The organism is Nocardiopsis sp. Huas11, assembly GCF_003634495.1.
Lineage (GTDB): Bacteria > Actinomycetota > Actinomycetes > Streptosporangiales > Streptosporangiaceae > Nocardiopsis.
The window spans coordinates 7,194,468-7,217,316 of sequence record NZ_RBKY01000001.1; the positions used below are offsets into that span (position 1 = coordinate 7,194,468).

The 22,849-nt window shown below is 71.7% G+C and carries 22 protein-coding genes and 1 pseudogene; 10 read left to right on the forward strand and 13 right to left on the reverse strand.

Annotation, left to right across the window (positions count from 1 at the left end):
• Nucleotides 1-41: 41 nt before the first annotated feature.
• From rpmF to recG, 5 genes are all read right to left on the reverse strand, one after another.
• On the reverse strand, nucleotides 42-218 hold the full coding sequence (rpmF, locus tag DFP74_RS32135) for a 50S ribosomal protein L32 (protein WP_121187691.1): 177 nt from the start codon (nucleotides 216-218) through the stop codon (nucleotides 42-44).
• A 131-nt stretch (nucleotides 219-349) separates the two neighbouring features.
• Nucleotides 350-895, reverse strand: a complete 546-nt coding sequence (locus DFP74_RS32140; protein WP_121187693.1) for a DUF177 domain-containing protein — start codon at nucleotides 893-895, stop codon at nucleotides 350-352.
• Nucleotides 896-1,117: 222 nt separating this feature from the next.
• Entirely contained in the window at nucleotides 1,118-1,612 is a 495-nt protein-coding gene (gene coaD, locus DFP74_RS32145) for a pantetheine-phosphate adenylyltransferase (RefSeq protein ID WP_121187695.1), read from the reverse strand.
• 240 nt (nucleotides 1,613-1,852) lie between these two features.
• A complete protein-coding gene (gene rsmD / locus DFP74_RS32150) occupies nucleotides 1,853-2,425 on the reverse strand; it encodes a 16S rRNA (guanine(966)-N(2))-methyltransferase RsmD (protein WP_121187697.1) in 573 nt (190 codons plus the stop codon).
• Nucleotides 2,426-2,487: 62 nt separating this feature from the next.
• The gene (recG, locus tag DFP74_RS32155) at nucleotides 2,488-4,680 is read right to left on the reverse strand and encodes an ATP-dependent DNA helicase RecG (RefSeq protein WP_121187699.1); all 2,193 of its coding nucleotides are present in this window, start codon (nucleotides 4,678-4,680) and stop codon (nucleotides 2,488-2,490) included.
• A 413-nt stretch (nucleotides 4,681-5,093) separates the two neighbouring features.
• Here recG and rpmB point away from each other — a divergent pair, with 413 nt between their 5' ends.
• Nucleotides 5,094-5,279 carry a 50S ribosomal protein L28 gene (rpmB, locus tag DFP74_RS32160; protein ID WP_013151263.1) on the forward strand — a complete coding sequence of 62 codons (186 nt, stop codon included), beginning with the start codon at nucleotides 5,094-5,096 and terminating at the stop codon, nucleotides 5,277-5,279.
• Nucleotides 5,280-5,419: 140 nt separating this feature from the next.
• Here the strand turns inward: rpmB and DFP74_RS32165 are convergent, their stop codons facing one another.
• Both DFP74_RS32165 and DFP74_RS32170 read right to left on the reverse strand, forming a co-directional pair.
• Nucleotides 5,420-6,067, reverse strand: a complete 648-nt coding sequence (locus DFP74_RS32165) for a cellulose binding domain-containing protein (RefSeq protein WP_121187701.1) — start codon at nucleotides 6,065-6,067, stop codon at nucleotides 5,420-5,422.
• Between the two features lie 104 nt (nucleotides 6,068-6,171).
• Nucleotides 6,172-7,167 carry a thiamine-phosphate kinase gene (locus DFP74_RS32170; RefSeq protein WP_121188657.1) on the reverse strand — a complete coding sequence of 332 codons (996 nt, stop codon included), beginning with the start codon at nucleotides 7,165-7,167 and terminating at the stop codon, nucleotides 6,172-6,174.
• Nucleotides 7,168-7,304: 137 nt separating this feature from the next.
• Between DFP74_RS32170 and DFP74_RS32175 the strand changes: the two genes are divergently transcribed.
• The gene (locus DFP74_RS32175; RefSeq protein WP_121187703.1) at nucleotides 7,305-7,538 is read left to right on the forward strand and encodes an Lrp/AsnC family transcriptional regulator; all 234 of its coding nucleotides are present in this window, start codon (nucleotides 7,305-7,307) and stop codon (nucleotides 7,536-7,538) included.
• A gap of 27 nt (nucleotides 7,539-7,565) precedes the next feature.
• On the forward strand, nucleotides 7,566-8,024 hold the full coding sequence (locus DFP74_RS32180) for a DUF3515 domain-containing protein (protein ID WP_121187705.1): 459 nt from the start codon (nucleotides 7,566-7,568) through the stop codon (nucleotides 8,022-8,024).
• 84 nt (nucleotides 8,025-8,108) lie between these two features.
• Here DFP74_RS32180 and DFP74_RS32185 read toward each other — a convergent pair whose 3' ends face one another.
• The gene (locus DFP74_RS32185; RefSeq protein ID WP_121187707.1) at nucleotides 8,109-8,840 is read right to left on the reverse strand and encodes a DUF3105 domain-containing protein; all 732 of its coding nucleotides are present in this window, start codon (nucleotides 8,838-8,840) and stop codon (nucleotides 8,109-8,111) included.
• Nucleotides 8,841-8,929: 89 nt separating this feature from the next.
• Between DFP74_RS32185 and DFP74_RS32190 the strand changes: the two genes are divergently transcribed.
• The 6 genes and pseudogenes from DFP74_RS32190 (at nucleotide 8,930) to cydC (ending at nucleotide 16,699) form a co-directional block, all read left to right on the forward strand.
• Nucleotides 8,930-9,649, forward strand: a complete 720-nt coding sequence (locus DFP74_RS32190; RefSeq protein ID WP_199725839.1) for a DUF305 domain-containing protein — start codon at nucleotides 8,930-8,932, stop codon at nucleotides 9,647-9,649.
• A 63-nt stretch (nucleotides 9,650-9,712) separates the two neighbouring features.
• A pseudogene (locus tag DFP74_RS32195) lies at nucleotides 9,713-10,248 on the forward strand (GNAT family N-acetyltransferase).
• Between the two features lie 344 nt (nucleotides 10,249-10,592).
• Nucleotides 10,593-12,038 (forward strand): cytochrome ubiquinol oxidase subunit I, encoded by a 1,446-nt coding sequence (locus DFP74_RS32200; protein ID WP_121187711.1) that lies wholly within the window; start codon nucleotides 10,593-10,595, stop codon nucleotides 12,036-12,038.
• A gap of 12 nt (nucleotides 12,039-12,050) precedes the next feature.
• Complete coding sequence (cydB, locus tag DFP74_RS32205) at nucleotides 12,051-13,106, forward strand: cytochrome d ubiquinol oxidase subunit II (protein WP_121187713.1); 1,056 nt, start codon at nucleotides 12,051-12,053, stop codon at nucleotides 13,104-13,106.
• Between the two features lie 117 nt (nucleotides 13,107-13,223).
• Nucleotides 13,224-14,957 (forward strand): thiol reductant ABC exporter subunit CydD, encoded by a 1,734-nt coding sequence (cydD, locus tag DFP74_RS32210; RefSeq protein ID WP_121187715.1) that lies wholly within the window; start codon nucleotides 13,224-13,226, stop codon nucleotides 14,955-14,957.
• A 50-nt stretch (nucleotides 14,958-15,007) separates the two neighbouring features.
• Complete coding sequence (gene cydC / locus DFP74_RS32215) at nucleotides 15,008-16,699, forward strand: thiol reductant ABC exporter subunit CydC (RefSeq protein ID WP_121187717.1); 1,692 nt, start codon at nucleotides 15,008-15,010, stop codon at nucleotides 16,697-16,699.
• Nucleotides 16,700-16,718: 19 nt separating this feature from the next.
• Here cydC and DFP74_RS32220 read toward each other — a convergent pair whose 3' ends face one another.
• A complete protein-coding gene (locus tag DFP74_RS32220; protein ID WP_233571261.1) occupies nucleotides 16,719-17,273 on the reverse strand; it encodes a Uma2 family endonuclease in 555 nt (184 codons plus the stop codon).
• 137 nt (nucleotides 17,274-17,410) lie between these two features.
• Between DFP74_RS32220 and DFP74_RS32225 the strand changes: the two genes are divergently transcribed.
• Nucleotides 17,411-18,301: an EI24 domain-containing protein gene (locus DFP74_RS32225; RefSeq protein WP_121187721.1), complete on the forward strand. Its 891-nt coding sequence runs from the start codon at nucleotides 17,411-17,413 to the stop codon at nucleotides 18,299-18,301.
• 70 nt (nucleotides 18,302-18,371) lie between these two features.
• Here DFP74_RS32225 and DFP74_RS32230 read toward each other — a convergent pair whose 3' ends face one another.
• The 4 genes from DFP74_RS32230 to DFP74_RS32245 all read right to left on the reverse strand — a co-directional run bounded on the left by DFP74_RS32230 (nucleotide 18,372) and on the right by DFP74_RS32245 (nucleotide 22,633).
• Nucleotides 18,372-19,493 carry a D-alanine--D-alanine ligase family protein gene (locus DFP74_RS32230; protein ID WP_121187723.1) on the reverse strand — a complete coding sequence of 374 codons (1,122 nt, stop codon included), beginning with the start codon at nucleotides 19,491-19,493 and terminating at the stop codon, nucleotides 18,372-18,374.
• A gap of 61 nt (nucleotides 19,494-19,554) precedes the next feature.
• A complete protein-coding gene (locus DFP74_RS32235; protein WP_121187725.1) occupies nucleotides 19,555-20,772 on the reverse strand; it encodes a PLP-dependent aspartate aminotransferase family protein in 1,218 nt (405 codons plus the stop codon).
• A gap of 11 nt (nucleotides 20,773-20,783) precedes the next feature.
• Nucleotides 20,784-21,839, reverse strand: coding sequence for an NAD(P)H-dependent glycerol-3-phosphate dehydrogenase (locus DFP74_RS32240; protein WP_121187727.1), 1,056 nt, complete (start codon nucleotides 21,837-21,839; stop codon nucleotides 20,784-20,786).
• 8 nt (nucleotides 21,840-21,847) lie between these two features.
• Nucleotides 21,848-22,633: a 1-acyl-sn-glycerol-3-phosphate acyltransferase gene (locus tag DFP74_RS32245; RefSeq protein ID WP_121187729.1), complete on the reverse strand. Its 786-nt coding sequence runs from the start codon at nucleotides 22,631-22,633 to the stop codon at nucleotides 21,848-21,850.
• Between the last annotated feature and the right edge of the window lie 216 nt (nucleotides 22,634-22,849).

Below are 22,849 nucleotides of genomic sequence, written 5' to 3' on the forward strand. Positions count from 1 at the left end.
GCCCCGAGGAGAGCACGTGGGCACGCGTGAAGACGCACGCCCTACGCCGGGTTGATGACCTGGCGGTTGTTGTAGGTGCCGCAGGTCGGGCACGCGATATGGGGCTGCTTCGGGTCACGGCAGCGCGGGCAGTTGACCAGCACCGGGCGCGACGCCTTCCACTGGGAACGGCGGGTCCGGGTGTTGCTCCGCGACATCTTCCGCTTCGGGACGGCCACTTCAAACCTCCTGGGTCACCCCCGCGCGGTCGCGGGAGGCATCTTGTCTGGTCACCCCGCGCTGTGGCGGGGAGGGTGTGGACCGGCCGGCGGGGGCGCCCTGGGGCACCGTCCGTGACCGGTTCACGAGCTCATCGTTCGCCGGGATCCTCCGCGATGTCGCGGAGCGCCTCCCAACGCGGGTCGACGCGATCGCCGTGGTGGTGGTCGGGACCGGCCTCGGCGAGCTTGGCCCCGCAGTCCGCGCACAACCCCGGGCAGTCGGGACCGCACAACGGGGAGAGTGGGAGCGCGAGCACGACCGCGTCCCGGACCACGGGCCCGAGGTCGAGCAGATCGCCCTCTAGATAGTAGTCCTCATCCTCGTCCCCCGAGTCCTCGACCGCCGCGACGGCCTCGTCGTCGCCTCCGGGATAGCGGTACATCTCCTGGAAGGCGACCTCGAGGTCCTCCGACAGGGGGTCGAGGCAGCGCGAGCACTCCGCCGTGTGCTGACCACGGAAGGTACCGGTGACGAGGACGCCCTCCATCACCGCCTCCAGCCGCAGGTCGAGCTCGATCTCCCTGCCCGCGGGAACGGAGGCCATCGCCGTCGCGAACGTCTCGGGGACGGTCACGATGCGGTTGACGGTCCGCATCGACCCCGGCTGGCGGCCCAGCTGGCGGGTGTCGACCACGAACGGGTCACGAGGATCTAGACGAGACAGGGTAATCGCGCTTTCACGAGGTACTGGGAGGCCCGGCGCACGGGACGCGTCACTGCGGACGAGTGCGGCGTGACCAGGCCGCGCGCACGCCGAAGACCGACGACGCGCATGGTCGAACCGCAATCCTACCTACCATGCCCCCGACCACCCAAATCAGGACCGGAACGGCCGTGGGCGCGGGGCTCGGCGGAGCTAGCGCGCGGGACGGCGGCGCTCCTCGTACTTCTCCCGCAGCCGCTCCTGGACGTAGGGGGTGACCAGGCTGGAGACGTCCCCGCCGTGCTGGGCGATCTCGCGGACCAGGCTGGAGGACAGGAACGAGTACTGGGGGTTGGCGGTCATGAACACCGTCTCCACCCCGGACAGGTTGTAGTTCATCTGCGCGATCTGGAGCTCGTAGTCGAAGTCGCTGACCGAGCGGAGACTGCGCACGATGGTCTCGATGCCGTTGTCACGGCAGAAGTCGACCAGCAGCCCGTCGAACTCGCTCACCCGGACGTTGCCCAGTTCCGAGGTGCCCTCGGCGAGCATGTCCAGCTTCTCGGGGACGTTGAAGAGCCCCCGCTTGTTGACGTTGTTGAGTACGGCGGCGATCACCTCGTCGTACTGCTTGGCGGCTCTGCCGATGATGTCGATATGACCGTAGGTCACCGGGTCGAACGACCCCGGGCAGACGACACGGCGCACGTTGGATCGCCCCTCTCACGGACTACTCACGGGTATGGCGATCGTAGGGGCTCGCTTCGAGGGCGAAACGGGCAACACCCACTTAGTGATCCCCATCGCGCACGTTCCGGTCACGCGTTCACATCCCGCACGCGGATCGCACCCACGCGGCCCTCCCGACACGCTGGTGACGTGCCGGAACAACCCTTGTGACCGATTTCTACCCCACCCGGCCCGCGCGCCGTGGAGGCGCGCCGTGCGCTACCCGTCGAGGGCGGCGCGGGCGTACCAGAGGACCGCCTCCCCGTAGCCCCGGCTGCGGTCGGGCTCCAGGCCCTGGGGCCAGACCGGCTCCGCTCCGCGCTTGGAGCGCTCGACGACCACGACCGCGTCCGCCGCCAGCCAGTCCCGCTCGACCAGGTCGGCCAGCACCGCGGCGACCGCCTCGTCGGTGACCGCGTAGGGCGGGTCCGCGACGACCAGGTCGTAGGGGTCGCCCGGGTTCCCGCCGCCGACCACGCGCTCCACCCGGTCCGCCACCAGGCGGGCCCCGGGCAGCCGCAGCGCGGCGATGTTCGACCGGATCACCTGCGAGGCCTTGCGGTCGGCCTCCACCAGCAGGGCGTGCGCCGCCCCGCGCGAGAGGGCCTCCAGGCCGATCGCGCCGGATCCCGCGTACAGGTCCATGACACGGATGCCGTCGAGGTCGCCGAGATCGGACTGGACGGACGCGAACAGCGCCTCGCGGGCGCGGTCGCTGGTGGGCCGGGTGGTACGGCCGTCGGGGGCGGAGATCCGCCGCCCACCGGCCGTCCCGGCGATGATGCGGGCCATGCCCCCACCCTAATTTCTTCGGGCCGCCACCCGTGCCCGGCGTCCTCGCGGGCTCGGACGCCCTAGGCCTTGTCCAGGTACTCCGCCCGGTCCTCCGGCAGCAGGGACGCCAGGGCGTCGGCCAGCGGCGGGTGGCCCGCGAGGTCGGGGTCCTTGGCCACGTACACCGTCGCCTCCTCGCGCGCCTGCCCGATGAGCTCCTCGTCCTTGAGCAGCGTGAGCATCCGCAGGCTGGACCGGGCTCCCGACTGGGCGTCGCCCAGGACGTCGCCCTCGCGGCGCAGCTCCAGGTCCACCCGGGAGAGCTCGAACCCGTCGGTGGTGGCGGCCACGGCCGCCAGGCGCTCGCGGGACGGGCTGCCCTCCTCCGCGTCGGTGACCAGCAGGCACAGGCCCGGCAACCGCCCCCGGCCGACCCGGCCGCGCAGCTGGTGCAGCTGGGACACCCCGAACCGCTCGGCGTCCATGATGGCCATCACCGTGGCGTTGGGCACATCGACGCCGACCTCGATGACGGTGGTGGAGACGATGACGTCGGTCTCCCCCGCCGAGAAGCGGCGCATGACGGCGTCCTTGTCGTCGGGCGACATCCGGCCGTGCAGGACCTCGACCCGGAGGTCGGCCAGCGGGCCCCCGGTGAGCCGGGCGGCCACGTCCAGGACCGCCAGCGGCGGGCGGGCTCCGGGCTCCTCCTCCGCTCCGGCGCCGGCGTCGTCCTCCGCTCCCTCGCCGTCGCCGATCCGCGGGCACACCACGAAGGCCTGGTGGCCCTTGCCGGCCTCCTCCACGACGCGCTCCCAGGCGCGCGCGAGGTAGTGCGGCTTGTCCCGGGCGGGCACCACGTGGGTGGTGACGGGCGCCCGGCCGGACGGCAGCTGTGTGAGGGTCACCACGTCCAGATCGCCGTAGACGGTCATGGCGACGGTGCGCGGGATGGGCGTGGCCGTCATCACGAGCACGTGCGGGCGACCGTCGACGGCCTTCTCCCGGAGGGCGTCGCGCTGCTCCACCCCGAAGCGGTGCTGCTCGTCCACCACGACCAGGCCCAGGTCGGCGAAGGTGACGTGCTCCTGCAGGAGCGCGTGCGTGCCCACGACGATCCCGGCGGCGCCCGAGGCGGCGTCCAGGAGGTTCTCCCGGCGGGCCGCGGCGTTCATGGACCCGGTGAGCAGCGCCACCCTGGTGGCCTCCTCGGCCCCGTCGATCTGGCCCGCGCGCGCCAGCGGACCGAGCATGGCGTTGATCGACCGGTGGTGCTGTTGGGCGAGGACCTCGGTCGGGGCGAGCAGGACCGCCTGCCCGCCGGAGTCGACGACCCTGAGCATCGCGCGCAGCGCCACCAGGGTCTTGCCCGCGCCCACGTCGCCCTGGAGCAGGCAGTGCATGGGATGCGCGGCGTCCAGGCGCGCGGCGAGGCGCTCACCGACGTCGCGCTGGCCGTCGGTGAGCGTGAACGGCAGGCGGGCGTCGAAGGCGTCGAGCACGCCCGCGGTCCGGCCCGGGCGCGGCTTGGCGGGCAGTTCCTCGGCGAGGTGGCGGCGCTGGGCGAGGGCCAGCTGCAGCACGAAGGCCTCGTCCCACTTCAGGCGCCGCCGGGCGGTGCCGACGTCGGCCCACTCCGAGGGCCGGTGGATCTTGTCCAGGGCCTCCTGGACGTCGACGAGGCGGTGGGCCCCGCGGACCTCGGGGGGCAGGGGGTCGGGCAGGTCGGCGGCGCGGGAGAGCGCCATCTCGACACCGAGGGCGATCTTGGCCGAGTCCAGGCCCTTGACCGCGGGGTAGATGGGGATGAGCTCCTCGGCGAAGGCCCGGGCGCGCTCGCCCTCCAGACCGTCCTCGTCGATGAGCTGGTACTCCGGGTGGTCGAGCTGGCGCCGCCCCTTGAAGGTGGAGACGCGGCCGGAGAACATGGCCAGCCGCCCGGGCACGAGGGCGGTCTGGTGGTAGGAGCCCCGGTTGAAGAAGGTCAGGTGCAGGCGGCCGGTCCCATCGGTGACGGTGGCCTCCATCATGTCCATCCGGCGGCGGCCCTGGCGGGCGGGCACGGTCCTGCGCTTGGCGTCCAGGACGCGGGCCTGCACGGTGACGTCCTCGCCCTCGCGCAGTTCGGCGAGGTCGGTCAGGTCGCCCCGGCGGTCGTAGCGGCGCGGATAGTAGCGCAGCAGGTCGCCGAGTGTGTGCAGGTCGAGTTTGTCCTTGAAGGCACGCGCGGAGCCGCCGAGGGCCACGCGCAGCGGTTCGTCCCAGGTGCTCACTGTGTTCCCGTCCCGGACAGTCTGGTCGCTGTTCCCCGTCACGTTAGACCTTCGGTGCGACCACCCGCCGGACTCCCGGCAGCGAACCCTTCGACGGCCGCCCGCCGGTGCGCCACGGGGACGCCCCGACGCAGTCCCAAGGAACGGTATACTCGTGGGAGTTCATCGCCTTTTCGCCGTGCCCGCATGGCGGATGACGATGCTCCGGTGGGTGCTCAGGCCGTTGGCCGCACCACGATCCCACCGTTGTGCGTACGGGCACCGGTCTGCGGTCTGATCCGCGTTCGACCTCGTCCTTCGTGTACTCTTCCACGGTTGGCGTCCGCGCCGACCTGCCCACTCGGCCGATTCCGGCCGGTTGAACCTTCGCGCGCGGCGACGTGCGCGATCCCGAGCGCTTGAATGGAGTTACCGTGGCTTCCGTTTGCGACGTCTGCGGCAAGGGACCAGGGTTCGGTAACAGTGTTTCCCACTCGCACCGTCGCACCCGCCGCCGCTGGAACCCCAACATCCAGACCGTTCGCACCCGTGTGGGCGGCACGCCCAAGCGCGTGAACGCCTGCACCTCGTGCATCAAGGCTGGCAAGGTCACCCGCTAGGGTTCCAGTCTTTCTGGATCTCGTCGAAGGCCCTCCGACTCCGGTCGGGGGGCCTTCGTCGTGCGCGGGGCACGGCTGGACGCGGGCCGGAGCGCGGCGGGGTACTGGGATGAGGAGGGGACGGGGCGGGGACGCGAGGGCTAGAGCCCGCAGACGTGCCCGTTGAGGGAGCAGCGGACGGGGCTCTCCGCGGGACCGATGGCGTCGAAGCCCATGGTCACCGACTCCCCCGGCGCCAGACCGTCCTGGCCGCCGGGCTGGCGGGCGAGGATGCCGTCCTCGATGGGCTCCCAGTCGGCGTCGCGCACCTCGGTGACCTCGGCGGTGTCGAAGGCGAGGGCGAGTTCCCAGGCGGTGAGCGGCGTCTGGGACGTGTTGGTGACGGTCACCAGGCCGGTGAAGCCCGAGTTGGTGGTCCCGGTGATCTCGTAGCCGACCGTGATGGGCGAGGACCCCGACTGGGTCTGCGGCCCGTCGCCGTCGCCGCCCGACACGGCCTCGTCACGATCGGAGTCCGCGGTGGCCTCCTGGCTCGGGGCGATCCCACCGGGATCCGGCGCCTCGGTCGCCCCCGGGCTCCCGCCGAACTGCAGGTAGATCTGGGTGGTGCTGTAGCCGAAGAGCAGCAGGCCGAGGATCACGCCGGAGACGACCAGGACGTTGAGCAGCCGCGGCGGCTCGACCCGCTTGGGTACGGTGCTCTCGATGAGGCCGCCGATCCGCCGCAGCGCGCCGGCGTCCTCCGGCTCGTTGCGGTGCGCACCGCGGCGAGTGCCATGCCGCCCCATAAACCGCCTCTCGACGTAACCCCGTTCCCCCGCCTGCAAGGCGACGCGTGGCCGCGTTGGCAAAGCCTAGCGCGATAGCTAATCAGGACAAATCCAAGGGACTCTCACCCCTGACGGAAATGGTCCCACCCGCCACGCGGAGGAGCACACCCGTCTACTGTGACCGGATTCACGGCATTCTTCACCTTCTCCTGGTCAGCGGCGTGGACCTGTCCGATGCGGTGCCAGTGGTCCGGCAGGGCGGTGCCGGGGTCGAACGCGGCGACCAGCGCGTGGTCCTCCCCTCCGGCGACCATGAGGTCCCGGGCGGCCTGCTCGGCCCGACCCGCGGCGACGCCCAGCGCGCGGACGCCGTCCAGGAGGGCCGGTTCGGGGACCAGCGCCCGCGAGTCCAGGTCGATGAGCACCCCGCCGGCGCGGCAGAGGTGGCCCAGGTCCTGGGCCAGGCCGTCGCTCACGTCGAGCATGGCGGTCGCGCCGAGCCGTGCGGCGGCCGCGCCCTCGGCGTAGGGCGGGCTCGGCCTGCGGTGCTCGGCCAGGCAGGCGGCGGGGCCGTCGATCCCGCCCCGCAACAGGGCCAGCCCGGCCGCCGACAGCCCCAGGTGGCCCGTGTAGGCCACCACGTCGCCCGGCCGCGCGCCGTCGCGGCGGACCGGGGCGCGCCCCTGGAGGTCCCCGAGGGCGGTGATCGCGATGGTGAGGGTCTCCGACCCCACCATGTCGCCGCCCACGACGGCGCCGCCCGCCACCGCGCACTCGTCGCGCACGCCGAGGGAGAACTCGTCCGCCCACTCCACCGGCAGGTCGGAGGGCGCGGCGAAGCCGATGAGGAGCCCGGTCGGGCGGGCCCCCATCGCCGCGACGTCGGCGAAGTTCTGGGCCACCGCGCGGTGCCCGACATCGCGCGCGCTCGACCACTCCCTGCGGAAGTGGCGGCCCTCGACCAGCACGTCCGTGGTCGCGACCGTTCGGCCGTCGGGCGCGGCGACGACTGCGGCGTCGTCGCCGGGTCCGAGGATTACATCGTCCGTAGCGGGGAATTGGCTCGTCACGCGTGTGATCAGAGCGAACTCACCAAGACCCCCAATGGTGCTCAACACAGTCATCAGGGTACGGTGACGCTCCGGCGCAATGGTCTAGACCCACGTTCGTCATCCGCTCGACTTCGGCCGCACCGTGGGTTCGACGGGGTCCGCGCCCGGCCTCACGCACCCGGCACAGACACAAGGGAGTACTCATGGTGCAGGCATACATCCTGATCCAGACCGAGGTGGGCCAGGCCGCCGAGGTGGCCGGTCGTATCCGCGGGATCGAGGGTGTGCAGGAGGCACACGACGTGACCGGGCCCTACGACGTCATCGTCCAGGCCCGCGCGGACGACGTCGACTCGCTCGGCACGTTGGTGGTGGCCCGGATTCAGCGCCTGGACGGCATCGCCCGTACCCTTACTTGTCCCATCGTCAATATTTGACCGGTAGACGGAGCGGGGTACCTGACTGTGCTGAAACGGTGTTGCGGGGCGGCAGCGGCCGTCGTTCTCGTCGCGACGGGGTGTACACAGACCGTCCAGATGGAGCCGCCGGAGTCCAACGGCACGACGGACGAGGTCTGCGCCGCTCTCGTCGCGGAACTGCCGGACACGATGCTGGGTGCCGACCGGGCCAACATCACGCCCGAGTCCGACGTGATGGCGGCCTGGGGCGACCCGCCGATCGGACTGCGCTGCGGTGTGCCGCGGCCCTCGACCCTGACCCAGGACGCGCTCCTGGAGGAGGTCGACGGCGTGGCCTGGCTGCCGCAGCCACAGGACGAGCCCACGCTCTTCACGGCGGTCGGCCACTCGGCCTACGTCGAGCTGTCGGTCCCCCCGTCCTACGGCGCTCCGGCCGCCGCCCTCACGACGGTCAGCGCGCTGATCGACGAGCACATCCCCCCGCTCCCCGAAGGGGTGCTCTGACTCTTGCGCGGGCGCTTCCCCACAGGCGCCCGTGAACACGGACGGGGCCGCCGGCACACGCCGACGGCCCCGTTCCCGTTCCGGCTACTCCTCGTCGGTGCCGGCGTCCTCCCCGTCCTCGGCGTCCTGCGCGCCCTCGTCGGTCATCTCCTCGCCCTCGACCTGCTCGCCGCCGGCCATGACCTCCTCGACCTGCGCGGCCGTCTCGGCCACCGCGCCGGAGCAGGAGGCACCGGGCTCGGGGACGTCGTTGCCGCGCTCGTAGCGCTGGACGAAGCGCGTGAGGTTCTGGTCGTCGGCGGTCTCGGCCGAGACCTGGCGGCCCCAGCTGCTGGCGACGATGGGGGCGTCCATCTCACCCTCGTAGGGGCTGATCACCAGGTAGTCGCCCGGGCTGTACAGGGAGTCGAGGGCGTCGATCTCGCTCTGGGACAGGCCCGGCTCGTAGGTGATCCACACCGCGCCGTGCTCCAGGGAGTGCACCGCGAACTCGTTCGTGACCGGCTCCGTGTAGACGCCGCAGTTCTGCCAGGAGGGCCAATGGTCCCCTCCCACGGGCGGCGACTGCTCGTAGTCCACACTCTGGCCGGTGTCCACGTGGACGTAGGAGTCGACCGGGTACTCCTCCACCCCGGAGATGTTCCTGCTGCGGATCTCCATGAAGATCGCGAAGGCGAGCAGGCCCAGCACCAGGGCCGCGGCGACGCTGATCCCGGTGATGGTGAGGATCTTCTTGCGCCGCTCCTCCTTGAGGCGCTGGGCCCTCATCTCGGCTGCGCGGCGGCGACGCTCCTCCGCCGTCTTCTTCTTGGCCACTGGGTCTCCTGGGATGGTTTGTGACGAGTGGGGCGTTCCTATCCTCTACTTTGGCACCTGACTTGTGCATTTTGACCAGGATGGTTCCCATGGCTTTTGACGCAGGCTCCGACTCCGGCGACCACGACCGGGGCGAGGACACGACCGCCGACGAGTTCGAGGAGGCCACACCCCCGAGTCCCGCCCGGCGCACGGTCCCGCTCTGGATCACCGTCGTCCTGGTCGCCTTGGCTCTGGGGGCCGGTTTCCTCGTGGGGCGCCCGTCCGCTCCGCTCGACACCAGTGCGGACGCGGGGTTCCTGCGGGACATGAGCTCGCACCACGCCCAGGCGGTGGACATGTCGATGCTCATCCTGGACAAGACCGAGGACCCCGACCTGTCCATCGTCGCGACCGACATCACCCGCACGCAGCAGGCCCAGATCGGGATGATGCAGGGGTGGCTGACGATGTGGGAGCTCAACTCGCGCGGCAGCGAGCCGCCGATGACGTGGATGGCCTCCAGCGAGCACGACCACGGCGGCACCGACGGCGTCCCGGAGGCCATGCCGGGACTGGCCACCCCCGAGCAGATGGCCGAGCTGGAGGAGGCCGAGGGCGTGGAGGCCGAGATCCGCTTCCTGGAGCTGATGATCGCCCACCACCGGGGCGGGATCGACATGGCCGAGGCCGAGGTCGAGCTCGGCCGGGAGCAGACCGTCACCGACTTCGCCCAGGGCATGGCCGACGCCCAGCTGACCGAGATCGACATGATGGAGGGCATGCTGGAGGACCGCGGGGTGAGCGTCGAGGACCCGGCCGACGACTGACGACCGCCGCCCCGCAGCCGCACATGAGTGCCACCGCCTTCCCGCACTGCGAGGTCACCGATGATGTTCACCATGCGCCCGGCCGTCGAGGCCGACACCCCCGCGGTCGCGTCGATGATCGCCGCGCGCTGCGCGTGGATGGAGCGGCGAGGGCTGGAGTCCTGGCGCGAGCACATCGACGACCTCGCCGGGCAGGCCGCGGCAGGGTTCATGTGGGTACTCGAGGCCGAGGGCGGCATCGTCGGACGCACCACGGTGACGACACACGCCCCGCCGAAGGACTGACGGCCGAAGAGGCCTCGGAGGAATCCCTGTACCTGTTCTCGACGGTGACCGACCCGTCGTACCGGGAGCACGAACCGGGAACGTCGATCGGCCTGTGGGCGGTCGACCGCGCGGCACGACAGGGCCGCCGGTGGGTGCGGCGGGGGTGCTTCTTCCCGAAGCTGGTCCGGTACTACGAGACGCAGGGATACTCACTGGTCAAGGAACAGGACCGCAGCGCGGGACGCCTGTACCTGCTCGCGCGTCGTGCTGAGCGCCTCGACCTCGGACGGCTCGGAATCGTGGAGAGGCCCGAAGCCGGCCCCCTGGCGTGACGGACCCCGGGGCTCGCGTGCGCGCCTTCGGGACGGACCGCGGGGTGAGCATCGAGGCCCCGGCCGACGACCGCGAAAGCGCACACCGGCACGGCTGTGTCGGACCGCACACGGGCCCCGGCCGGCGAGCGGCCACTCGCCAGGGCTCCGGTGTTCCCCGAGCTCAGAGCCTGTTCCCGCCCTCCTGTGACCACGCGGGCCGCCCGCGTGCCCTGACCCCAGGAGCCACACGAGACCCAGAGTGACCCCCGAGGCGACCCATTGCACAGGGGTCGATCGGATCGACGACGCGATGTAGCACTACAGTTTGTAGTACTACTTGCGGTCGGTTCTGAGAGGTGGCCATGGAAGCCCTTGATCTCGCGAGGTGGCAGTTCGGGGTCACCACGATCTACCACTTCCTCTTCGTGCCCCTGACCATCGGGCTCTCCTTCATCGTGGCGGTCCTGCAGACCCTCTGGTTCCGCACCGGGAAGCACGAGTACCTCCAGGCCACGCAGTTCTTCGGCAAGCTCTTCCTGATCAACTTCGCCATGGGCGTCGTCACCGGCATCGTGCAGGAGTTCCAGTTCGGCATGAACTGGAGCGAGTACTCGCGCTTCGTCGGGGACGTGTTCGGAGCCCCGCTGGCCATGGAGGCGCTCCTGGCCTTCTTCCTGGAGTCGACCTTCATCGGCCTGTGGATCTTCGGCTGGCACCGCCTGCCGCGGGCCGCGCACCTGGCGTGCATCTGGCTGGTCGCGATCGGCACCAACCTGTCCGCGTACTTCATCCTCGCCGCCAACGCCTGGATGCGCCGCCCGGTCGGCTACGAGGTGAACCCGGAGACCGGTCGCGCCGAGCTCACCGACATCTGGGCGGTCCTGAGCAACGACCAGGCGTGGTCGACCTACCTGCACACGGTCTCGGCCGCCTTCGTCACCGCCGGGCTGTTCGTCGTCGCGGTCAGCGCCTACAAGCTGTGGCGCAACACCCACCACGGCGACACGGGCACGGTCGGCACCGTGCCGCCCCCGCGCGACTTCGCGCTGTTCCGCGGCACGCTCAAGGTCGGCCTGGTCTTCACCCTCATGGCCGGCGCGCTGGTGGTCTTCTCCGGCGACCACCAGGCCAAGCTCGCCGCCGAGTACGAGCCCATGAAGCTGGCCGCCGCCGAGGCCCACTGGGACACCGAGGAGGGCGCGGACTTCTCCACCTTCGCCGTGGGCGACACCGAGGCGCGCTACAACCCCATCGACATCACCGTCCCCAACGTCCTCAGCTTCCTCGCCACCGGCCACTTCGAGGGCGAGGTGGCCGGGATGAACGACCTCCAGGAGGCCTACGAGGAGTACTACGGCCCCGGGGACTACACGCCCAACGTGTTCGTCGTGTACTGGGCGTTCCGCCTGATGATCGGACTCGGCCTGTTCGGCGTGGGGATCGCCGCGCTCGGCCTCTACCTGACCCGCGGCAGGGAGCGCATGCCCCGGCACCGCTGGTTCTACTTCGCCGGGATGGCCGCCCTGCCCGCCGCCCTGGCCGCGAACATCTTCGGCTGGGTGCTCACCGAGATGGGCCGCCAGCCGTGGACGGTGCACGGCCAGCTGCTGACCGCCCAGAGCGTCTCGCCCGGGGTGAGCCTGGGGACCGTCGCCATGAGCCTGGGCATCTTCACCGCCGTGTACGGGCTGCTCTTCGTGGTGGAGGTCGGCCTGCTGGCGAAGTACGTCAAGGCCGGGCCCTCCCACCTCGTTCCCGACCTGGACAACGACGACGACGAAGCCGCCATCCCGCACTTCAGCTACTAGGAGCCACGGACCATGGATCTGCCCGTCATCTGGTTCATCGCCATCTCGGTCCTGTGGATCGGTTACTTCATCCTGGAGGGCTTCGACTTCGGGGTCGGCACACTGCTGCCGTTCATGGGCAGGCGCGACTCCGTCGACCGGCGCGTCACCATCAACTCCATCGGGCCGGTGTGGGACGCCAACGAGGTGTGGCTGATCACCGCGCTCGGCGCCACGTTCGCCGCCTTCCCCGCCTGGTACGCGTCGCTGCTGAGCGGCTTCTACGTGCCGATGTTCGTCATCCTCATCGCGCTGATCCTGCGCGGTGTCGCCTTCGAGTACCGGGGCAAGCGCGACGACTCCACCTGGCGCGCCCGGTGGGACCTGGCGATCTTCTTCGGCAGCACCGCCCCGGCGTTCCTGTGGGGCCTGACCTTCGCCAACATCGTCCGGGGCGTGGCCATGGACGCAGACCAGATCGTCACCGCGGGGCTGCTCGACCTGCTCAACCCCTACGCCCTGCTGGGCGGGCTGACGACCCTGTCGCTGTTCACCCTGCACGGCGCGGTGTTCCTGACGCTCAAGACCGACGGCCCCGTCCGGGTCCGCGCCCGCACGGCCGCCACGCGGACCGCCTGCGTCGCGGTGCCCGCGGCCGCCGGCTTCCTCGCCTGGACCCAGTTCGCCCACGGCGCGCCGTGGACCCTGCCGCTGGCCGCCGCCACCGTGGTCGCCCTGACAGGCGGGGTCGTGGCGGTGCTGCTGCGCCACGAGCGGCTGTCGTTCGCGCTGACCGCGGTCACCGTGCTCACCGCCTTCACGGCCCTGCTCGGGTCGCTGTTCCCGAACGTGCTCCCGTCCACGACCGACCCGGCCTTCAGCCTGACCGTGGCCAACGCCTCCTCGGCCGACTACACGCTGACCGTGATGACGTGGGTGGCGGTGTTCTTCCTGCCGCTCGTCCTCGCCTACCAGGGGTGGAGCTACTGGGTCTTCCGCCAGCGCGTGACCAGCGCGACCGTCACCGGCACGCCCACCGGCCCCAAGCCCAAGCCCGAACCCGAGTCGGAGCACGAACCCGCCGCCTAGGCACCGCCCCTGGGACCCGATCCCGGTCGTAGGGGGTTGAATGAACGGACCACCCCACCGCGGGGGGCTCCCGGCGCCCCGAGCCCCGTACCGAGCCTGCGAGGTCGAAAAAGCACCGTGAAACCGCTCGATCCCCGTCTCGTGCGCGCCGCGAGCGCCGTGCGCCTGCACCTCGGCGTCTCCGTGGTCGGCGGCGTCCTCATCACCGCCCTGATCCTCCTCCAAGCCTGGCTGCTGGCCCGGGTCGTCACCGGCGCCTGGAGCGGGGAGGGGATGGCCACGCTGGGCTGGGCGATCGGGGCCGTCGCGGCGGTCGCGGTGGCCCGCGCGCTGCTGTCCTACCTGGCCGAGACCTCGGCGCTGTACAGCGCGGCGCGCACGAAGTCGCAGCTGCGCCGCCGACTGGTCGAGCACGTGACCGGGGCCGGCCAGGTGTGGACGGCCGAGCCGGGGGACGACGACGAGGGCTCGCCCAAGGCCGGCGAGCTGGTCACCCTGGCCACGCGCGGGCTGGACGCGCTGGACGACTACTTCGCCCGCTACCTGCCCCAGCTCGTCCTGGCCGCGATCGTGCCGCTCGCCGTCCTGGGCGTGGTGTTCTGGGCCGACTGGATCTCGGGGATCGTCATCGCCGTGACGCTCCCGCTGATCCCGGTGTTCATGGCGCTGATCGGCATGTACACCCAGGCGCGCACCGACCGGCAGTGGCGGCTGCTGAGCCGGCTCGGCGGGCACTTCCTGGACGTCGTGGAGGGCCTGCCCACGCTCGCCGTCTTCCGCAGAGCCAAGGCCCAGGCGGCGATCATCCGCACGGTGGGCGAGGAGCACCGCGCGGCGACGATGGGCACGCTGCGGATCGCGTTCCTGTCCGCCTTCGCGCTGGAGCTGCTGGCGACCCTGGCGGTGGCGCTGGTCGCCGTGGAGGTGGGACTGCGGCTGCTCGGCGGGCACATGGACTACCAGACCGCCCTGCTGGTGCTCATCCTGGCCCCGGAGGCCTACCTGCCGCTGCGCGAGGTGGGCGCGCGCTTCCACGCCAGCATGGAGGGCGTGGCCGCGGCCGACCAGGTCTTCACCGAACTGGAGCGCGAGCGCGGCGGCGGGCGCGCAGCGACCGCCGCGCCGCCGACCGGCCGCCCCTCCCCCGCCGCCGCCGGCGACCTGCGCTTCGACGGTGTGGGGATGCGCTACCCGGGCCGCGACCAGCCCGCCCTGGCCGGGTTCGACCTGGAGGTGCGCTCGGGGGAGCACGTCCTGCTCACCGGCCCCAGCGGTGCGGGCAAGACCACGCTGCTGTCCCTGCTGCTGCGGCTGAACGAACCCACGGACGGGCGGGTCAGCGTGCGCGCCCCCGGAGGAGCGTGGACCCCGCTGGACGCGGTCCCCGCCGCCGACTGGCGGCTGGGCCTCGCCTGGGTGCCCCAGCACCCGTATCTGTTCGACGTGTCGGTGACCGACAACATCCGGCTGGGCGCCCCGGAGGCCACGATGGAGCAGGTGCGGGAGGCCGCGAGGCTGGCCGAGGCCGACGCCTTCGTCTCGGCGCTGCCAGAGGGGTACGACACCCGCCTGGGCGAGCGGGGGGCACGCCTGTCCGCGGGGCAGCGCCAGCGCATCGCCCTCGCCCGCGCCCTGTGCCGGGACGCGCCCCTGGTCCTGTTGGACGAACCGACCGCGCATCTGGACCCGGAGAACGCCGCGGCGGTGCGCACGGCCGTCACACGCCTGTTGGCGGGCCGCACGGCGATCATCGTCGCCCACGACACCGCGTGGGCGCGCTCCGCCCTGGGCGACTCGCTGCGCCAGGTGTCACTGCCCCTGCCGACCCCGGAAGCGAGCGAGTCCCTGTGAGTACACCCGCCTCCCCCGACCGCGCGCGGCACCGGAACCCGCTGTGGCGGATGATCGCGCTGGCCTGGCCGCGCGGCGGCCGGTTCGTGCTGGGCGTGCTGCTGGGGGCGTTCGCCACCGGAGCGGGCGTGGCCCTGCTCGCGGTGGCGGCGTGGATGCTCGCCACGGCGGCGAACCACCCGTCGATCACGGCGCTGAGCGTGGCCGTGGTCGCCACCCGGGCGCTGGGCGTGACCCGCGGCGTCGCCCGGTACCTGGAACGCCTGGTGACCCACGACGCCGCCTTCCGCACGCTCGCCGAGGTGCGGGTGCGCGTCTACGAACGGCTCGCGGCCACCGAGCCCTTCGGCCGCTTCCGGTCCGGTGACCTGGTCTCCCGGCTGGTCAACGACACCGAGGCGACGCTCGACCTGCTGGTGCGCGGGCTGACCCCGCCGCTGATCTCGGTGGTGACGGGCGGGGCGACGGTCCTGTTCCTGACCGCCGTGTACGCGCCGGGCGGGCTGCTGCTCGCCGTCGGACTGCTCCTGGCCGGACTCGCCGTGCCGCTCGCCGCGGCCGCCCTGGGGCGCGGTCCCGGGCTCCGCCAGTCCCGGGCCCGCGGCGAGCTGTCGACGGCCCTGGTGGACACCCTGCACGGCGCGCCCGACCTGGTCGCCTACGGGGCGATGGACCGGCAGGTGGAACGGGTGCACGCGGCCGACGCCGAGCTGACCCGGCTCGCGCGGCGCGACGCCGCGGTCCTGGGGTTGGGAGCCGGGGCGAGTGCCCTCATCACCGGACTGACGGTGTGGGGCGCGCTGCTGCTGGGGGTGGCCGCCGTGGAGGGCGGGACGCTGAGCGCCGTGTCGCTGGCGGTGCTGGTGCTCACGACCCTGGCGGCGTTCGAGATCGTCGCGCCGCTGCCCGCGGTCGCCGCGAAGCTGGGCGCGATCCGCGAGAGCGGCGCCCGACTCTTCGGCGTCCTGGACGTCCCGCCCGCGACCGCGGCCCCGACGCGCACCGGGCTGGACCCCGAGGGGGATTCCTCGGTGCTGGTCCGCGACCTGCGCGTGCGCTACGGCCCGGGAGAACCGTGGGCGCTGGACGGGGTGGACCTGGAGATCCCGGCCGGGTGGACGGTGGCCGTGGTGGGGCCGAGCGGCGCGGGCAAGAGCACGCTGGCGTCGGTGCTGCTGCGGCTGCGCGACCCGGACGGCGGAAGCGTGTCGATCGGCGGCGCCGACATCACGTCCTACCCGGCCGACGAGGTGCGCGCGATCGTGTCGGGCGTCCCGCAGGACCCGCACGTGTTCGCCTCGACGCTGCGGGAGAACCTGAAGCTGGCCCGCCCCGGCGCTCCGGACGAGGAGCTGTGGGCGGCGCTGCGGCGAGCGCGCCTGGCCGACGAGGTCGCGGCGATGCCCAAGGGCCTGGACACGCTGGTCGGCACGCACGGGCTGGGACTGAGCGGCGGGATGGTGCAGCGGCTGGCGCTGGCCCGTGCTGTGCTGGCGGCGCCGCGCGTCCTGGTGCTGGACGAGCCGACGGCGCACCTGGACCCGGAGGCGCGCGACGCGGTGGTGGCCGACCTGCTGGACGCCGTCGAGGGCTATTCCACTCTGCTCATCACGCACGACCTGACGGGCCTGGAGCGCGTGGACCGGATCTACGTGGTGCGCGAGGGCCGGGTCCTGCAGGAGGGCACGCACGCGGAACTGGCCGGGACCGAGGGCTGGTACCGGGACGTGCTGACGCCCTGAACCCGCTGCGGGAGTTCCGCTACGTCAGCAGAGGGGTCGCCTCGATCTCGAGGTTGAAGGGTTCGGGAAGCTTCACCGAAGCGCCCCGGACCGCACGCGCCACGTCCTTGTACTCGGCCTTCTCCGGGTTGGAGAACAGCGCGATCTCGCTCTTGCGCGGGTCGATCACCAGGTACAGGGGGACGCCCGCCGTGGCGTATCCCTTGACCTTGGACTGCCAGTCGTGGAGCCTGCTGCTCGGAGAGACGACCTCGACGGCCAACTCCAAGTCCTCAGCAGGTTGGATCCATTTGGTGCTGCGTCCGTGCTTGTTGCGGACCGCCGTCTTCGGCAAGACCATCAGGTCCGGCACGTAACGGTCACTTGTCTGTGGAACCTCCACCGTGATGACCTGATATGTGCGCAGGCCACGGTCACCGAGACCAGCCAGGATCAGCATCTCCTGAAGAACCGTCACAATGTCGGCGTGGCCAGTGGTCGGTGTAGGTGACACGACGATGCTCCCGTCGATGATCTCCGTGCGATAACCCTCCGGGAGTTCGAGGTTTTCAGCCAGCGTCGGGAGGTCCACCATCGTCTCCTCCACCCGCTCGTGAGCAACACACGTCATATGTACCCCCTGCGGTGTTCAGAACGCACACAGCGTAGCGAGAGCACGGGCCCAGGTTACGCCTTTTCCGTGATTTCACACGGATCCTCTAGGGTTCCTGCGTGGCCACTTTCTTCCGTGAGATCTTCGGTGGAGTCGGCGCCCTCGCGCGCGGCTTCGTCCTGCTGCTGCGCAAGCCCCGGCTGTTCCTGCTGGGCGCCGTGCCCCCCTTCATCACCTCGCTGCTGTTCCTGGCGCTGTTCGTGACACTGGTCCTCAACGTGGAGGACCTGGCCGCGTGGGCGACCCCCTTCTCCGAGGACTGGGACCCCGTGTGGCGGGGCCTCCTGCGCGGAGCCGTCGCCGTCGGCGCGGTGGTGGGCAGCGTCCTGATCATGGTCGTCACCTTCACGACGATCACGCTGGCGCTCGGTTCCCCCATCTACGACAAGATCACCGAGCTGGTCGAGAAGGAGCTGGGCCACGCGCCGGAGCCCTACGAGGAGCCGCTGGCGGCCTCGATCGCGCGTGCGATCCGGCAGTCGCTGGTGATCGTGTTCGCGTCCCTGCTGGTGACCGTCGTCGTGTTCGCGATCGGGTTCATCCCCCTGGCCGGCCAGGTCGTCGGCGCGGTCCTGGCGGCCGTCCTGGGCGGCTGGCTGCTCGGCATCGAACTCGTGGGCGGCGCCTTCGACCGGCGCGCGATGCTGCGGCTGCGCGACCGCCAGCGGTTCCTCCGGACCCGGCGCCTGCGCACGCTGGGCTTCTCCGTGCCGACGTACTTCCTGTTGGCGATCCCGTTCGTGGCGGTCGCGGTGTTCCCGGCCGCCGCCGCGGGCGGCACGATCCTGGCACGCGAGCTCTTCGACCGGAACCCGGAGCTGATGCCGGCTCCTCAGCCGCCGGCGGGCCCGCAGACGCCGCAGGGACCCCAGGCGCAGGGACCGCAGGTGCCGCCGACGCCGGGCCCGCCCCCGCCGCACCAGTACCCGCCGTACCCGCAGCGCCCGTAGCGCCCACGGGTTCCCCCGCACGCGAAGGGGCGGGTGGCCGACCGGCCACCCGCCCCTTCCACGTTCGTCCCTAGCGCAGGCCGGGGCTGCGGCGCAGCGCCGTGGTGATCATGCGGTCCACCAGGGTCGCGTAGTCCACGCCCGTGGCGCCCCACATCTGCGGGAACGCCGACGCCGGGGTGAACCCGGGCATCGTGTTGAGCTCGTTGACGAGGACGTCGCCGTCCTCGGTGTAGAAGAAGTCGACGCGGGCCAGTCCCTCGCAGCCCATCGCCTCGAAGACCTCGGCCGCCATCGCGCGCAGCCGCGCGGTGGCCTCCTCCGGGATCCCCGCCGGGATGGTGAGGCTGCTGCTGGACAGGTACTTGGCCTCGAAGTCGTAGAAGTCGAAGCCCTCGGCCACGTGCACCTCGGCCGGGAAGGACACGTCCGGCGTCCCGCCGTCCTCGGCCTCCAGCACGCCGCACTCGATCTCACGGCCCACGACCTGCGCCTCGACGAGCACCTTGGGGTCGTGTTCGCGGGCGGCCTCGACCGCCGCGATGACCGCGTCGGAGTCGGAGGAGTCGCCCACCTTCGTGATGCCCACGCTGCTGCCCGCACGGGCGGGCTTGACGAACACCGTCCGGCCGAGCTCGGCGACGTCGTCCAGCACCTTCTTGCGCTCGTTGCGCCACTGCCGGTCCGAGATCGCCACGAAGCCGCTGGTGGGGATCCCGTTGCCGACGAGCATGGCCTTCATGAAGACCTTGTCCATGGCGGCCGCGCTGGAGAAGACGCCGGCGCCCGCGTAGCGCACGCCCATCATCTCGAAGAGCCCCTGGATGGTGCCGTCCTCGCCGAACGGTCCGTGCAGCAGCGGCAGCACGACGTCGACCTCGGCCAGGCGCCGCGGCCCCTCGGCGGGATCGACGACCATCAGCTGGCCGGCGGCGTCGAAGGGCAGCGCCAGGTCGGCGCCGTCCTCGGACACGCTGGGCAGCGCCTTGGTGGCCTCGTCGATGCGCAGGCGCTCGGGGTCGCCGGAGGTGAGCACCCAGTTGCCGGACCGCGTGATCCCCACGGGGACCACCTCGTAGCGGTCATGGTCGATCACGGACAGGACGCTGCCCGCGGTGACGCAGGAGATCTCGTGTTCGGAACTACGCCCGCCGAAGACGACGGCGACCCGAATCTTGCGCTGCTCGGACATGCTGCCTGACCCTATCTCGCCAAAGGTTGGAACCGTAACCGGGAGGATTCCCCCACCGGCGTCAGCCACGCGTGGTCAGCGCGGCGAGTGCGTCCCTGATGAGGTCCTGTGGGTCCTCCAGGCCGATGGAGAAGCGCACCGCGCCCGGAGAGATGCCCGCCGCCGCCAGTTCGGCGTCGCTCATGTTGCGGTGCGAGGTGGAGGCCACGTGCCCGGCCAGCGTGTGCGTCCCGCCCAGGGACGCCGCGATCGTGGCGACCCGCAGCCGGTCGGCGAAGGCCATCCCCGCCTCCCAGCCCCCGCGCGGGTGCACGGTGACGACCGCGCCCGCGCGGCCCTCGTCGAAGAGTTTCGCGGCCAGGTCCGTCTGCGGGTGGGACGCCAGCGACGGGTGGTCGACGCGTTCCACCTCCGGGTGGTCCTCCAGCGCGGCGGCGAACGCCGCGGCCGTGGCGCACTGGCGGGAGACCCGCAGCGGCAGGGTCTCCAACCCCCGGTGCAGCAGGTAGGCCTCGTCCGGGGCCAGGCACGGCCCCAGGTCCACGCGCGCCGACCGGACGCGGTCCATGAGGTCGGGCGCGCCCACGGCCACGCCGCCCGTGGTGTCGCTGTGGCCGCCGAGGTACTTGGTGGCCGAGTGCACCACCACGTCCGCGCCGAACTCCAGGGGACGGCACACCGCCGGCGAGGCGAACGTGGAGTCCACGACCAGCGCCGCGCCCGCCTCACGGGCGATCCGCGCCAGGCCCGGCAGGTCGGAGACGGTCATCGTGGGGTTGGACAGCGTCTCGGTGAACACCACCCGGGTCTGCGGGCCGACCGCGGCGCGCACGGCGTCCAGGTCGGTGATGTCCACGAAGTCCGTGCGCACGCCGAACCGGCGCAGCAGCCCGTCCAGCAGCGAGTACGTGTTGCCGTAGATGGAGCGGGCCGCCACCACGTGCGAACCCGACTCCGTGAGCGCCATGAGCACGGTGCTGATCGCCGCCATGCCGGAGGCGAACGCCTGGCCGCGCACGCGTTCGGGCAGGCCCGCCCCCTCCAGCGCGGCGACCGCGTCGGCGAAGGCGTCGACGGTGGGGCTGTCGATGCGGGCGTAGGAGTAGCCCTCACGGCTGCCCGCCAGCACGTCCGCGTACTCCTGGGAGGTGTCGAACGCGTAGGTCGTGGCGCGGTGGACCGGCATGCGCATCGGGCGCTCGGCGGGGACCGGCGCCGCCGGGGGCGAGACCGCCCGCGTGTACTCGCCCGCGGATCCGGACGACGGTGTGTGTGACATCGTGCTCGCTCTCAGACCCCGTACCGCTCCGGTTTGCTGCTGCGCGCCATGAAGGCGGCGAGGGCCTCGGCGGGGCTCAGGTCGTGGTGCAACATCTTGACGACGGCCTCGGTGATCGGCAGGTCGACGCCGTGCCGCCAGCCGAGTTCGAGGATCGATTCGGAGGACTTGACCCCCTCGGCCGTCTGCTTGGTCTCGGCGACGACCTGTTCGAGGGTCTTGCCCGCGCCCAGTTTCTCACCGAAGGTCCGGTTCCGCGACAACGGTGACGAGCATGTCGCCACGAGGTCGCCCATCCCGGCCAGGCCGGACAGCGTGTGCTCGTCCGCGCCGAGCGCCACCGCCAGGCGCGTGGTCTCGGCCAGGCCCCGGGTGATGAGCGAAGCCTTGGTGTTGTCCCCGAAGCCCATGCCCTCGGCCATGCCCACGGCCAGCCCGATGACGTTCTTCATCGCGCCGCCGATCTCCACGCCCACCAGGTCGGTGCTGGTGTACGGGCGGAAGTAGGCCGACTTGAACAGGGACTGCAGCCGGACCGCGGTCTCCTCGTGCGGGCAGGCGACCACGGCGGTGGCGGGCTGGCGCTCGGCGATCTCCCGGGCCAGGTTGGGGCCCGAGACCACGGCGACGCGCTCCTCGGGGAACTCCAGCACCTCGCCGATGATCTGGCTGACCCGCGAGAGCGTGCCCAGCTCGACGCCCTTCATCAGGCTGACGATCACCGCGTCCTCGCGCAGGTGCGGCCGCCACTGCACGAGGTTGCCGCGCAGGGTCTGCGAGGGCACCGCCAGCACGACCACGTCGGCGCCGGACAGCGCCTTGGCGGCGTCGTCGGTCGCGCTCAGACGGGGGTTGAGGTCGATCCCGGGGAAGTAGTCCGGGTTCTGCGAGGTCCGGTTGACCGCCTCGACCACCGAGGCCCGCCGTCCCCACAGCACGACCTCCACGACCGGTCCCTGCGGATCACGCTCCCGCGCCAGGTCGGCCGCGTCCGCGATGATGTTCGCGAACACGGTCCCCCAGGAACCCGCGCCGAGAACGGCGATCCTCACGTTGTCGGTGCCCATGGATGCCGTCATGCCTCCGTGCTGTTCTTGCCGTTGTCGGACTCGTGCTCGTCCCGCTTGGCGGCCTCGGCCGCCTCGATCCGGGCGCGCTTGAGGTCGTAGGGCACCGCCGGCGGCTCCTCCTCGCGGATCTCCGCCTGGAGCCGGGTGATCTCCCGCATGATCGCCTCGGTGGCCTCCGTCAGGACCGTGGCCGTCAGGGGCTTGCCCTCGAACGCGGACAGGTCCACCGGCGGACCGGCGTTGAACGTCACGCGCTTGCGCGGGAAGAGGCTGACCTTCTTCTCGCCGTAGGGCAGGATGTGCTGCTCGCCCCAGTGCGCCACGGGGACGATCGGCACTCCGGACGTGAGCGCCAGGCGGGCCACACCGGTCTTGGCGGTCATCGGCCACAGGTGGGGGTCCCGCGTGCAGGTGCCCTCGGGGTAGAAGATGACCGACGCCCCGTCCCGGGTGAGCGCCAGTTCGGCCTCGTGCAGGGCCTTGACCGCGTCGGTGCTGCCGCGCTTGATGGGGATCTGCCCGGTGCTGCTCGCGACGCTGCGCACCACGGGGATGCGCATGACGGCGTCCTTCATGGTGAAGGTCGGCCAGCGCCGCGCACCGATGTAGAGGAAGTGCGCGACCGTCAGCGGGTCGACCGTCGACAGGTGGTTGGCCGCGATGATCACGCCGCCCTCGGCGGGCACGTTCTGCGTGCCGCGCCACTCCGGCTTGGTCACGAACCAGAGGAAGAAGCGCACGATGCGCGAGACGACGGCCTTCACCCACCGCGATTCTCGTTGCTTGGCCACGGGACTCCTCACTACTTCGCTCCCGACCTCTGCGGCCACAGGAGCACAACCGGTTCAGTCTAGGGCGTATCGGACCGAGCGGACTCCGCCGAGGGGTCGCCCTCCGGCAGGTCACGGGACCGACACTCCCCAGGGCCCCCGCGCCGCGCCGACCGCCGGACGCCTACCCTCTAACCTCAATCACAGTCGTGGCCGAATCGACGTCCCGGGGGAAGC

Coding starts and splice junctions, on each gene's coding strand:
- rsmD (WP_121187697.1), bottom strand. CDS start 2,425: ATGGCCCGCATCATCGCCGGGACGGCCGGTGGGCGGCGGATCTCCGCC.
- DFP74_RS32165 (WP_121187701.1), bottom strand. CDS start 6,067: ATGGGGCGGCATGGCACTCGCCGCGGTGCGCACCGCAACGAGCCGGAG.
- DFP74_RS32175 (WP_121187703.1), top strand. CDS start 7,305: ATGGTGCAGGCATACATCCTGATCCAGACCGAGGTGGGCCAGGCCGCC.
- DFP74_RS32190 (WP_199725839.1), top strand. CDS start 8,930: ATGGCTTTTGACGCAGGCTCCGACTCCGGCGACCACGACCGGGGCGAG.
- DFP74_RS32200 (WP_121187711.1), top strand. CDS start 10,593: ATGGAAGCCCTTGATCTCGCGAGGTGGCAGTTCGGGGTCACCACGATC.
- cydB (WP_121187713.1), top strand. CDS start 12,051: ATGGATCTGCCCGTCATCTGGTTCATCGCCATCTCGGTCCTGTGGATC.
- cydC (WP_121187717.1), top strand. CDS start 15,008: ATGATCGCGCTGGCCTGGCCGCGCGGCGGCCGGTTCGTGCTGGGCGTG.
- DFP74_RS32220 (WP_233571261.1), bottom strand. CDS start 17,273: ATGGTGGACCTCCCGACGCTGGCTGAAAACCTCGAACTCCCGGAGGGT.
- DFP74_RS32230 (WP_121187723.1), bottom strand. CDS start 19,493: ATGTCCGAGCAGCGCAAGATTCGGGTCGCCGTCGTCTTCGGCGGGCGT.
- DFP74_RS32235 (WP_121187725.1), bottom strand. CDS start 20,772: ATGTCACACACACCGTCGTCCGGATCCGCGGGCGAGTACACGCGGGCG.
- DFP74_RS32240 (WP_121187727.1), bottom strand. CDS start 21,839: ATGGGCACCGACAACGTGAGGATCGCCGTTCTCGGCGCGGGTTCCTGG.